Raw genomic sequence first — 12754 nt, 5'->3', positions numbered from 1 at the left:
CTGCGGGTCGTCGCCGGCGGGCACCGGGGCCGCCGTGGCGGTGATGTCGGTGATGGGCGCGGCCGCGAGCTGGGCACGTAATACGTCACTTGTCGCGAATTGTGGTGTCGCCGGCGGGTTTACGCTCAATGCGAGTGCGCCGGCGGCATCGCCGCGGGCCAGCGCCTCGAGGTAGTGCTGTCCGGCCAGCCGGGCGCCTTCCGCCAGTTGCGGCGCCGACTGCGCGGGAGGCCCGTGATCGATCAGTCGTGGGATCGCAATGGCGGCGACGACGCCGATGACGGCGACCCCGGCCGTGATCAAAGCGGCGGTGCGCCATCCTCGCCGCCGTTCACGCCTTTTCGGACCCTGCGATGGAGCTGCCTGCGGCCCCGGCCAAGCGGGTGGCGCGAGTTGCATCGGCGGGGCCTGCGTCGGCTGGGCAACGGGTGCCGGCCGAGGAGGCTCGGCGGGCGGGGCGTGGTGCGACTGGCGGGCCATTGCCGCGGCGAATTCGCCGCAACGGGCGAACCGCTCGGCGGGGTTCTTGGCCAGCGCCCGCGCGAAAGCCGGATCGGCGGCGGCCAAATCGGGACGCCGCGCACCGGGCAGTGGCGGCGGCGCCGTCAGGTGCGCGCTGATGACCGCGACCGGGCTGGCACCGGTGAACAGCTTCGCGCCGGTCAACAAGAAATAGGCCGTCGCCGCCAGCGCGTACTGGTCGGCGCGGCCATCGATGGGGTGGCCCAGCAGCTGCTCGGGAGCGCTGTAATCAACGGTCCCCACCGTCGCGTTGGTCACCGTCAGGCCGGTGGTGTCCTCAACAGGTCGCGCAATACCGAAGTCACTCAACAGAATTCGCGGCGGACTGCCGTCCTCGGGCCGGCTGATCATGATGTTGCCCGGTTTGACGTCGCGGTGCAGCAGACCGCGGTGATGGGCATGGTCCAGCGCCGCGGCAACCGCGGTCACCACCGCCACCACCTCACCCACCGGCATCCCACCCGGGTGCTGATCCATCAACGCGCGAATATCAGGCCCGTTGACATAGTCCATCGCGATCCACAACTGGCCGTCGAATTCACCACGATCGTGGACGCCGACGATATTGGGATGCCACAGGCTGCCGGCCAGTTCGGCCTCACGGTTGAACCGCTGCTGAAAGTCGGGATCCGCCGACACGTCGGCCCGCAGGATCTTCAACGCTTCAAAACGGGGCAGCCGCGGGTGGCGCACCAAATACACTTCGCCCATACCGCCGACGCCCAACGGCCGTAGCACGGTATAGCCGGCGAATTGCGCCCCCTCAGCCAATGGCATGGGCAAATCCTAAAACTCATCGGCTGCGCCCACGGCCAGAGTTAAGTGTTGCCGCGCGTCTTCCACCAGGCCAGCAGCTCCGCGGTGGCTTCTTCGTCGGTCAGCGGCCCGCGGTCCAGGCGCAGCTCTTTCAAGAACCGCCATGCCTCACCGACCTGCGGCCCGGCCGGAATGTCCAGCAGCTCCATGATCCGATTGCCGTCCAGATCGGGACGCACCCGCGCCAGATCCTCCTGGGCGGCCAGCTCGGCGATGCGCGCCTCGAGCCGGTCGTAGTTGGCCTGCAGCCGCGCGGCACGGCGCTTGTTGCGGGTGGTGCAGTCGGCGCGGACCAGCTTGTGCAGCCGCGGCAGCAGCGGCCCGGCGTCGGTGACGTAGCGGCGCACCGCGGAGTCGGTCCACTTCCCGTCGCCGTAGCCGTGGAAGCGCAGATGCAGATACACCAACTGGGAGACGTCGTCGACCATCTGCTTGGAGTACTTGAGCGCCCGCATCCGCTTGCGGGTCATCTTGGCGCCGACGACCTCATGGTGGTGAAAGCTCACGCCGCCGTTTTCTTCGTGGCGTCTGGTGGCGGGCTTGCCGATGTCGTGCAGCAACGCCGCCCAGCGCAGCACCAAGTCGGGGCCGTCATCTTCGAGCTCGACGGCTTGGCGCAGCACGGTCAGCGAGTGCTGGTAGACGTCCTTGTGCTGGTGGTGTTCGTCGATGGCCATCTGCATGGCGCCGACTTCGGGCAGCACAACTTCACCCATCCCGGTCTGCACCACCAAGTCGATGCCGGCGACCGGGTCGGCGCCTAGGAGCAGCTTGTCCAGCTCGGCGGCCACCCGTTCGGCGCTGATCCGGGCCAGCTGCGGGGCCATCTCCTCGATCGCCGTGCGCACCCGGGGGGCGACGGTGAACCCAAGCTGCGAAACGAACCGCGCGGCGCGCAGCATCCGCAGCGGGTCGTCGCCGAACGACACCGACGGTGCCGCCGGGGTGTCCAGTACGCGCGCCTTGAGCGCCGCCAAACCGCCGAGGGGATCGAGGAATTCGCCCGGGCCGGTCGACGTGATGCGCACGGCCATCGCGTTTGCGGTGAAATCGCGGCGCACCAAGTCGTCTTCAAGGCGGTCACCGAACTTCACCTCGGGATTGCGTGACACCTGGTCGTAGCTGTCCGCGCGGAACGTGGTGATTTCCAGGCGGTGCTCGTCCTTGCCGACGCCCACGGTGCCGAATTGGATGCCGGTATCCCAGACCGCGTCGGCCCAGCCCCGAACCATCTGCTGCACCTGCTCGGGCCGCGCGTCGGTGGTGAAGTCCAGATCGGGGCTCAACCGGTGCAGCAGCGCGTCGCGCACCGATCCGCCGACCAGATACAGGTCGTGCCCCGCGGCCTCGAACAAGGCGCCCAATCCGCCCAGCACGGCGGCGTGCTGATTCAGGGCAATCCAAGCCGACGTCAGCAGCTCTACATCGTCGGCGGCTTCAGACACGTTCGATCAGCCTAGTCGTGTGACGATGCGGGCAGGGACGGCCCGCTAAGGAGCGCGACAATTCAACCTAGTCGTGTGACGATGCGGGCAGGGACGGCCCGCTAAGGAGCGCGACAATTCAGCCTAGTCGTCCGCGGGCCGTCGTCGCGCCCGCACCAGCGGCGAGTGTGTCCGGAAGAACAGCTCGTGCCAGCTACTATCGCTTGGGTGTCGGATGGCGAACAAGCCAAACCACGTCGACGTCGGGGGCGCCGTCGCGGTCGTGGCGGTGCAGGCGCGTCCGAAAACGACGCCGACGCCAAGGTGACCGCCGACTCGGCGACAAACAACAGGCGCCGGCCGCGCCCACCCCGCCGGGTGCCGGAGCGGCTGCGGACCGTGCATGAAACGTCCGCGGGCGGCCTGGTCATCGACGGCATCGACGGCCCGATGGACGCCCAGGTCGCGGCGCTGATCGGGCGCATCGATCGGCGTGGACGGATGCTGTGGTCGCTGCCCAAGGGGCACATCGAACTCGGCGAGACCGCCGAGCAGACCGCCATCCGCGAGGTCGCCGAGGAGACCGGGATTCGCGGCAGCGTATTGGCCGCACTCGGACGCATCGACTATTGGTTCGTCACCGACGGTCGCCGGGTGCACAAGACCGTGCACCACTATTTGATGCGCTTCTCCGGCGGAGAGTTGTGCGATGAGGACCTTGAAGTCGCCGAGGTGGCGTGGGTGCCGATGCAGGAGCTGCCGTCGCGGTTGGCCTACGCCGACGAACGTCGGCTCGCCGAGGTCGCCAACGAGCTGATCGGAAAGCTGCAGACCGACGGTCCCGCCGCGCTGCCCCCGCTGCCGCCCAGCACGCCCCGGCGCAACCCGCAGACCCATTCCCGAACCCGGCATTCCGACAAGCCCCGCGGTCGTAAGAACGGTCACGGTCCGGGGCCGTGACCGCGCCACGACTCTGCTGGGCCGCCTTGTTGCGCCTTGCCGTCGTGATCGGCATCGTGGCCGGTTTTGCGATGGTGCTCACCGGCCCCATCGGCGCGCCCCGCGCCGCGGCCGACGAACCCGGATCGACGCCCTTCGTCCGCGTCCGCATCGACCAGGTGACCCCGGACGTCGTCACCACGACGAGCCCGCCGGTCGTCACGGTCAGCGGAACGGTGATCAACATCGGTGACCGCCCGGTGCGCGACGTGATGGTCCGGCTCGAACACGCCGCCGCGGTCACCACATCCGCGGGCCTGCGCACCTCGCTGGACGGCGGCACCGATCAATACCAGCCGGCCGCCGACTTCCTCACGGTGGCGCCCGAACTCCAGCGGGGCCAAGAAGTCGGTTTCACCCTGTCCGCGCCGCTGCGCTCGCTGGCCAAGTCGTCGCTCGGGATCAACCAGCCGGGCATCTATCCCCTGCTGGTCAACGCCAACGGCACCCCCGACTACGGCGCCCCCGCCCGGCTGGACAACGCACGCTTCCTGCTGCCGGTGATCGGGGTGCCGCCCGATCACGCCGATGCCCTGGAATCCGCGGTCGCGCCGGATACCTCGAAACCCGTATGGGTCACCATGCTGTGGCCGCTGGCCGACCGCCCCCGATTGTCCCCGGGCCAACCGGGCGGCACCATCGGAATCCGGCTGGTCGACGACGACCTGGCCTCCTCATTGGCCACCGGCGGCCGGCTGGACATCCTGCTGTCCGCGGCCGAGGTCGCGACCAGCCACGACGTCGACCCCGACGGCGCCGTCGGCCGCGCGCTATGCCTGGCCATCGACCCGGACCTGCTGGTGACCGTCAACGCGATGACGGCCGGCTATGTCGTGTCCAACTCTCCCGACGGGCCGGCCCAACAGCCGGGCACCCCGACGCACCCGGGCACCGGGCAGGCGGCGGCGACCGGCTGGCTGAACCGGTTGCGCGCGCTGGCCAGGCGCACCTGCGTCGCACCGCTGCCCTACGCGCAGGCCGATCTCGACGCGTTGCAGCGCGTCAACGATCCGGGCCTCAGCGCGATTGCCACGACCAGCGTCGGCGACATTGTCGACCACATCCTGGACGTCTCCTCCACCCGCGGTGCCACGCTGCTCCCCGACGGCCCGCTGACCGGCGACACGGTCGACCTGCTCAGCGCCAACAACAGCACGGTCGCGGTGGCCGCCGGCGAGCTGGTCGCCCCGGATCCGCAGACGTCGTCCGGGCCCGACGCCGTCGACACCGCACCGCGTCGGCTGTCCCCGCAGGTAGTGGTCGCGCCGTTCGACCCAGCGGTCGGCGCGGCGCTGGCCGGGGCGGGCAACCGCCCCAGCGTGCCGACCTACCTGGACCCGTCGCTGACGGTTCGGCTCGCGCATGATTCCAACACCGCGCGCCGCCAAGACGCCCTGAGCTCGATGCTGTGGCATGCGCTGGACCCAGCCGCCCCGCCGCGCACCCAGCTCCTGGTTCCGCCGGCGACGTGGAACCTGGGCGCCGACGACGCGCAGGTGATCCTGACGGCGCTGGCAACGACGATCCGTTCCGGTCTGGGGGTGCCGCGGCCGCTGCCGGCGGTGATCGGCGAAGCCCAAGCCGTCGACGCGGCCCGCGCCGAGCCGACGCAACCGCTGGACGTCGCCGCCCCCGAGCGCGGCAGGTTCGGCGAGAACGTCATCGCCGACATCAATGGCCAGGCCGGCCGGCTGTGGAAACTGACCTCCGCGCTGAGCACCGATGAGCGCACCGGCCTGACCGGCGTCCAATACACCGCTCCGCTGCGTGAGGACATGCTGCGCGCGCTGAGCCAGTCCGAACCACCCGATACCCGCAACGGGCTGGCCCAGCAGCGGCTGGCGGTCATCGGTAACACGATCAACGACCTGTTCGGTGCGGTGACGATCGTCAACCCCGGCGGGTCCTACACCCTGGCCACCGAGCACAGTCCCCTGCCGTTGGCGCTGCACAACGGCCTCGCCGTGCCGATCAACGTCCGCCTGCAGGTCGACGCCCCGCCCGGGATGACCGTGACCGACGTGGGGCAGATCGAATTGCCGCCCGGCTACCTGCCGCTGCGCGTGCCCATCGAAGTGAACTTCACCCAGCGCGTCGCGATCGACGTCACGCTGAGAACCCCGGACGGCACGCGGCTGGGCGACCCGGTGCGCATGTCGGTGCACTCCAACGCCTACGGCAAGGTGCTGTTCGCGATCACCCTGACCGCGGCGGCGGTGCTGGTGCTGCTCGCCGGGCGCCGGCTGTGGCACCGGTTCCGCGGCCAGCCCGACCGCGCCGACCTGGACCGCCCCGACCCGCCCCACCACCATCCCGCCGACGCAGGGCGCGAGGTCGGCGGTCGCGTCGACGAAGAGCACCGCGTATGAAACCCGCCTACCGGCGGTCCCATCCTCAGCAACCGCCGCAGCGGCAGCACCCGCCAGCACGACCGTCCGGGCCGCCGGGCCGGATTCCGCCGCCGACGGGGCTAGCCCCCGCGGGCGCCCCGGGCACCCAAGACCTGCCCACGCGGCGGGTGGAACTGTCCGACGCCGCCCTGGTATCGCGGTCGTGGGCGATGGCGCTCGCGACGCTGGTCAGCCGGATCACCGGGTTCGGCCGGATCGTGCTGCTGGCCGCGATCCTGGGTGCGGCGCTGTCCAGCGCTTTCTCGGTGGCCAATCAGCTGCCGAACCTGGTCGCCGCGCTCGTGCTGGAGGCGACCTTCACCGCGATCTTCGTGCCGGTGTTGGCCCGGGCCGAGCAGAGCGACCCCGACGGCGGCGCCGCGTTCGTCCGGCGCCTGGTCACGGTGACCACCACGCTGCTGGTGTTCGCCACGCTGGTGTCGGTGGCGGCCGCGCCGCTGCTGGTGCGGCTGATGCTGGGCCGCAGCCCGCAGGTCAACGAGCCGCTGACCACCGCGTTCGCCTACCTGCTGCTGCCGCAGGTGCTCGCCTACGGCCTCACGTCGGTGTTCATGGCAATCCTGAACACCCGCAACGTTTTCGGGCCGACGGCGTGGGCGCCGGTCGTCAACAATGTCGTCGCGCTGGCGACCCTGGCGGTGTATCTGGTCGTCCCCGGTGAGCTGTCGGTCGACCCGGTCCGGATGGGCAACACCAAGCTGCTGGTGCTCGGTATCGGAACCACGCTGGGCGTGTATGCGCAGACCGCGGTACTGCTGATCGCGCTGCGCCGCGAGCGCGTCAGCCTGCGCCCGCTGTGGGGAATCGACGCGCGGCTCAAGCGGTTCGGCGCGATGGCCGCCGCGATGGTGCTCTATGTGCTGATCAGCCAGCTCGGCTTGGTGGTGGGCAACCAAATCGCCAGCACCGCGGCGGCCTCCGGCCCGGCGATCTACAACTACACCTGGCTGGTGCTGATGCTGCCGTTCGGCATGATCGGCGTCACGGTGCTGACCGTCGTGATGCCGCGCCTGAGCCGCAACGCGGCCGCCGACGACACCCAGGCGGTGCTCGCCGACTTGTCGCTGGCCACCCGGCTGACGCTGATCACGCTGATTCCGATCGTGGCGTTCATGACCGTCGGCGGGCCGGCGATCGGTAGCGCGCTGTTCGCCTACGGCCACTTCGGCGGGGTCGACGCCGGATACCTGGGCGCCGCGATCGCCCTGTCGGCGTTCACGCTGATCCCGTACGGCCTGGTGCTCCTGCAGCTGCGCGTGTTCTACGCGCGCGAGCAGCCCTGGACGCCGATCGTGATCATCCTGGTCATCACGGCCGTCAAGATCGCCGGTTCGGTGCTGGCGCCGCACCTGACCCACGACCCTCAACTGGTGGCCGGCTACCTCGGGCTGGCCAACGGGCTCGGGTTCTCCGCCGGTGCGCTCGTCGGCTACTACCTGTTGCGGCGCACGCTGCTGGCGGCCGGCGGGCAGCTGATCGGGTCTGCGGAGGTACGGACGATCCTGGTGACGATCGTCGCGTCGATGCTGGCCGGCCTGATCGCCCACATCGCCGACCGGCTGTTGGGGCTGGCCGCACTGACCGCACACGGGGGCGCTGCCGGTTCGCTGCTGCGGCTGTTGCTGCTGGGCTGCATCATGGCGCCGATCATGGTGACGGTCATGGTTCGCGCGCGGGTCCCTGAGGCGGTCGCGGCGATGGGGGCCGTCCGGCGCCGGATCGGCGGTCGCGGCGCCAGGCCGGCCACGCCCCTGGAATCCCGGCCGCCCGCTGCCCAACGGGGATCGTCTCAGCCGGGCCCGGTCACGTACCCTGAGCAGAGGAATTCGTCCCCGCCGGGGGTTAATGCGGTCCAGGAGCCGATCCGGCGCAGGCCTGCGGATCGAGCGGGCGACGCCCGGCTAGCGAAAGGACCGGAGGTGACCGACCGCCCCTTGGAGAGCGCTGCCTCGGGCCCTGGGTCCGGATTGGGTGCAGGCGGCGATCGACCCGCTCAAATAACCAGGCCGGCTGCCGACGACTTCCAGCCCGACATTCCGGCCGGGCGCAAGCCCGAACCATCCGGGCCGCCGCCGTCGGAGCCGCGCAACGGCGATTTTGTCCGCGAACGTGCGGCGGAATCGTCGGGCGATGACGTCCATTTGGTTCCCGGCGCCCGGATCGCCGGGGGCCGGTATCGGCTGCTGGTCTTCCACGGCGGTGCACCGCCGCTGCAGTTCTGGCAGGCACTGGACACCGCGCTGGACCGGCAGGTGGCGCTGACGTTCGTCGATCCGGACGGCGCCCTGCCCGAGGACGTCCTGCAGGAGATCCTGTCCCGCACGCTGCGGCTGAGCCGGATCGACAAGCCCGGCATCGCCCGCGTGCTCGACGTCGTCCGCTCCACTCATGGCGGCCTGGTCGTCGCGGAGTGGATCCGCGGCGGCTCGCTGCAAGAGGTGGCCGACACCGCGCCGTCGGCCGTCGGCGCCGTACGGGCGATGCATTCGCTGGCCGCCGCCGCCGACACCGCTCACCGCGCCGGCGTCGCCCTGTCGATCGACCACCCCAGCCGGGTTCGGGTCAGCATCGACGGCGATGTCGTGCTGGCCTACCCGGCGACCATGCCCGATGCCAATCCCGAGGACGACATCCGCGGCATCGGCGCCACGCTGTACGCGCTGCTGGTCAACCGGTGGCCGCTGCCGGAGTTCGGGGTACGAAGCGGGCTCGCGCCGGCCGAGCGGGACGCGTCGGGCCTACCCGTCGAACCCAACTCCATCGATCGCGACATTCCCTTCCAGATCTCGGCGGTCGCCGTCCGGTCGGTTCAGGAAGATGGCGGAATCCGCAGTGCGTCAACGCTTTTGAACCTTTTGCAGCAGGCCACGGCGGTCGCCGACCGCACCGAGGTGCTCGGCCCGATCGACGACTCCCCGCCACCTGAGGCCCCGCATGCGACCGGGCACGAATACGCGACGTCGGCCCGCCGGCGCCGCAACCTGATCATCGGCGGCGCGGCGGCACTCGCGATCATCGTGGTCGCGTTGTTGGTGCTGGCGTCGATCGTGAGCAAGATCTTCGGCAATGTCGGCGGCGGCCTCAACAAGGACGAGCTCGGACTCAACGGGCCGAGCTCGTCGAGCACGTCGTCGCCGAACCCCGCCCCGGCGGGCAGCATCGTCAAACCCACTCGGGCCACGGTCTTTTCGCCCGACGGCGATGCCGACAATCCGGGTACGGCCGGGCAGGCGATCGACGGCGACCCCACCACCGCCTGGGCGACCGAGGTCTATACCGATGCCGTGCCGTTCCCCAGCTTCAAGCAGGGCGAGGGGCTGATCCTGCAGCTGCCGAAACCCACGGTGATCGGCCAGGTCAGCATCGATACGCCGAGCACCGGCACCAAGGTCGAGATTCGCGCCGCGTCCACGGCTTCGCCCTCGAAGCTGGACGACACCACCGTGCTGGCCCCGGCGTTCACCCTGAAGCCCGGTCATAACGTCATCCCGGTCAAGGCCGGCGCCCCGACGTCGAACCTGCTGGTGTGGATCTCCACCTTGGGAACCACCAGCGGCAAGAGCCAGGCCGGCTTCTCGGAGATCACCGTTGCGGCCGCGTCCTGAGACTCACACCCACACCGTCGGGTGAAGTGCCGCAGGGCAACCGATTGGATACTGTCCGGCCGTGGGCGTCGGGGGGTATATCCAGCAGGAACGCAGTGATGCCGAGCTGCTGGCAGCCCATGTCGCCGGTGACCGCTATGCGTTCGGCGAACTGTTCGGGCGCCACCGGCGCCAGCTGCACCGCCTTGCGCGGCTGACCACGCGCACCCCCGAGGACGCCGAAGACGCGCTGCAGGACGCCATGCTGTCGGCACACCGCGGCGCCGGCTCGTTTCGGCATGACGCCGCGGTCGGCAGCTGGCTGCACCGGATCGTGGTCAACGCCTGCCTGGATCGGCTGCGGCGCACCAAATCTCACCGGACCGCACCGCTCGAGGACGTTTATCCGGTGCCCGATCGCACGGCTCAGGTCGAAACGGCCATGCTGGTGCAACGCGCGCTGATGCGGCTTCCGGTGGAGCAACGCGCCACCATCGTGGCGGTCGACATGCAGGGCTACTCGATCGCCGATACCGCCGCGCTGCTGGGCGTCGCCGAGGGCACGGTCAAGAGCCGATGCGCCCGCGCCCGGGTGCGGCTGGCCCATCTGCTCGGCTATCTGGACGCCGGCGCCGACAACACCCCCGACCGCCCCGCCGGCCAGCGTTAACGGGCCGGGCGCGACCGTCGGCCCGGGCATGACGGACACTGGGGCGGATGGGCGACGCGGAGAACGAACCGGTGGATCACGATCCGGATCCTCGGCATCCGGCAGCGGACCCACCGCCGACGATCGAGTCGCTCGCCGACCTGCAGGCCGGTCTGCTGGATGACGAAGCCGCCGCCCGGCTGCGCCGGCAAGTGCGGCAGGACCCGGACGCCCAACGGGTGCTGAGGGCGTTGAACCAGGTGCGCCGCGATGTCGCGGCAGTCGGCGCGGATCCGGAATCGGCACCCGAACCACCGGCCGAGACAACGGGCCGGATCGTCGAGGCGCTGGGGGCGGCGGCCCCCGGTACCACGGCGAGGGCGGCGACTCACTCCGCACGCCCGCACATCCGCCCTGCCCGGGTCGCCGCCGGGGTGGCCGGTGTCGGCGCGGTGCTCGCGGCGGCCGGTTTCGGCACGGCGGCCCTGCTCAACGAGCCCGAACCCGCGCCGAGCGCCCCTACCACCGCCATGCACATCACGGTGTCGACTCCACCGATGGCGATCCCGCTGTCGGCGTCCGAAATCGTCGCCCTGATCGGCCGCGCCCCCGATTACGGTCCGCTCGGCGACCCCGGCCGGCGCGCCTCCTGCCTGGGCGGTCTCGGCTATCCCGCTTCCACGCGGGTGCTCGCCGCGCGCCCGATCGAGATCAACGCTCGCCCCGGCGTGCTGCTGGTGCTGCCCGCCGATAGTCCGGGCGAGCTGGCGGTCTTCGCCGTGGCCCTGAACTGCAGCGCCGCCGATACGGGGCTGTTAGCCAGCACCCAGGTCCCCCGCCCTTAAAGTGGAGCCACGTGTGGTGCGACACGGCCGGGAACACCCGCGCCTAGGCTGGCGTTCGACACGATTGAGAAATCTGTATCTTCGAAAGGCTCGCATGACCGACACCGCTCATGACAAAGTCCACGACGTCATCGTCATCGGTTCCGGTCCGGCCGGGTATACGGCAGCCCTCTACGCGGCGCGTGCACAACTTGCCCCGGTGGTCTTCGAAGGCACGTCATTCGGCGGCGCGCTGATGACCACGACCGAGGTGGAGAACTACCCCGGCTTCCGCGACGGCATCACCGGCCCGGAGCTGATGGACCAGATGCGCGAGCAGGCTCTGCGCTTCGGCGCGGACCTGCGGATGGAAGACGTCGAATCCGTTTCGCTGGACGGGCCGGTCAAGTCCGTTGTCACCGCCGAGGGTGAGACGTTCAGGGCGCGCGCCGTCATCCTGGCCATGGGCGCCGCGGCGCGTTACCTGCAGGTGCCCGGCGAGCAGGAATTGCTGGGCCGCGGGGTCAGCGCATGTGCCACCTGTGACGGATTCTTCTTCCGCGACCAGGACATCGCCGTGATCGGTGGCGGCGACTCGGCGATGGAAGAGGCGACGTTCTTGACCCGGTTCGCCCGCAGCGTGACGCTGGTGCACCGTCGCGACGAATTCCGGGCTTCCAAGATCATGCTCGAGCGTGCGCGCGCCAACGACAAGATCAAGTTCCTCACCAACCAGACCGTGCTCGCAGTGGACGGCGACACAACCGTGACGGGATTGCAGTTGCGCGACAACGTAACTGGTCAAGAAACCACACTCCCGGTCACGGGTGTGTTCGTCGCGATCGGCCACGAACCGCGGTCAGCTCTGGTGCGCGACGTCATCGACGTCGACCCGGACGGCTACGTACTTGTCGAGGGGCGCACCACAAACACCACACTCGAAGGTGTCTTCGCGGCCGGCGACCTGGTGGACCGCACGTACCGGCAAGCGGTCACCGCGGCGGGCAGCGGCTGCGCGGCGGCCATCGACGCCGAGCGCTGGTTGGCCGAGCACGAAGAGACGAAAGTCGCCGGCGAAACGACGGTGGCCGGAAATGCGGACGATACCGATTTGATTGGAGCACCAAGATGAGCGACGCCGAAAAAGCCGGGGCCACAAAGGAAGTCTCCGACGCTTCCTTCTCCGCGGACGTGTTATCCAGTAATAAGCCTGTGTTGGTTGACTTTTGGGCGACGTGGTGCGGACCGTGCAAGATGGTCGCGCCCGTTCTCGAAGAGATCGCGGCCGAGCGGTCGGATCAGCTGACCGTCGCCAAGCTCGACGTCGACGCTAACCCCGAGACGGCGCGCGACTTCCAGGTGGTGTCGATCCCCACGATGATCCTGTTCAAGGACGGCCAGCCGGTGAAGCGCATCGTCGGCGCGAAGGGCAAGGCGGCGCTACTGCGCGAGCTTTCCGACGCGGTGCCCAACCTCACCTGATCGCGATCCGGTCTAGCGCGGCGCATCGCCGTTCAGCCTGGGG

The 12754-nt window shown here is 69.9% G+C and carries 8 protein-coding genes and 1 pseudogene; 7 read left to right on the top strand and 2 right to left on the bottom strand.

Annotation, left to right across the window (positions count from 1 at the left end; translation table 11 throughout):
* Positions 1–414: 414 nt before the first annotated feature.
* Both SKC41_RS31845 and SKC41_RS07695 read right to left on the bottom strand, forming a co-directional pair.
* Positions 415–1299: pseudogene (locus SKC41_RS31845) on the bottom strand (serine/threonine-protein kinase); the annotation flags it as partial.
* 41 nt (positions 1300–1340) lie between these two features.
* Complete coding sequence (locus tag SKC41_RS07695; protein WP_330977082.1) at positions 1341–2783, bottom strand: CCA tRNA nucleotidyltransferase; 1443 nt, start codon at positions 2781–2783, stop codon at positions 1341–1343.
* Positions 2784–2990: 207 nt separating this feature from the next.
* Here SKC41_RS07695 and SKC41_RS07690 point away from each other — a divergent pair, with 207 nt between their 5' ends.
* The 7 genes from SKC41_RS07690 to trxA all read left to right on the top strand — a co-directional run bounded on the left by SKC41_RS07690 (position 2991) and on the right by trxA (position 12711).
* Positions 2991–3722, top strand: a complete 732-nt coding sequence (locus SKC41_RS07690; RefSeq protein WP_330977081.1) for an NUDIX hydrolase — start codon at positions 2991–2993, stop codon at positions 3720–3722.
* Entirely contained in the window at positions 3719–6130 is a 2412-nt protein-coding gene (locus tag SKC41_RS07685) for a hypothetical protein (RefSeq protein WP_330977080.1), read from the top strand. The genes SKC41_RS07690 and SKC41_RS07685 overlap by 4 nt, the downstream gene beginning before the upstream one ends.
* Positions 6131–6321: 191 nt before the next feature.
* Positions 6322–9777, top strand: coding sequence for a murein biosynthesis integral membrane protein MurJ (locus SKC41_RS07680; protein ID WP_330978789.1), 3456 nt, complete (start codon positions 6322–6324; stop codon positions 9775–9777).
* A gap of 61 nt (positions 9778–9838) precedes the next feature.
* A complete protein-coding gene (sigM, locus tag SKC41_RS07675; RefSeq protein WP_330977079.1) occupies positions 9839–10426 on the top strand; it encodes an RNA polymerase sigma factor SigM in 588 nt (195 codons plus the stop codon).
* Positions 10427–10473: 47 nt separating this feature from the next.
* On the top strand, positions 10474–11250 hold the full coding sequence (locus tag SKC41_RS07670; RefSeq protein ID WP_330977078.1) for a hypothetical protein: 777 nt from the start codon (positions 10474–10476) through the stop codon (positions 11248–11250).
* Positions 11251–11344: 94 nt separating this feature from the next.
* Complete coding sequence (trxB, locus tag SKC41_RS07665; protein WP_330977077.1) at positions 11345–12361, top strand: thioredoxin-disulfide reductase; 1017 nt, start codon at positions 11345–11347, stop codon at positions 12359–12361.
* A complete protein-coding gene (trxA, locus tag SKC41_RS07660; protein ID WP_090597962.1) occupies positions 12358–12711 on the top strand; it encodes a thioredoxin in 354 nt (117 codons plus the stop codon). Before trxB ends, trxA begins: the two co-directional genes overlap by 4 nt.
* Positions 12712–12754 lie beyond the last annotated feature (43 nt).

Source organism: Mycobacterium sp. 050128 (assembly GCF_036409155.1).
Classification (GTDB): Bacteria; Actinomycetota; Actinomycetes; order Mycobacteriales; family Mycobacteriaceae; genus Mycobacterium.
The sequence above is the reverse complement of the archived record's forward strand: the minus strand, read 5'-3'. Positions and strand labels throughout refer to the sequence as shown.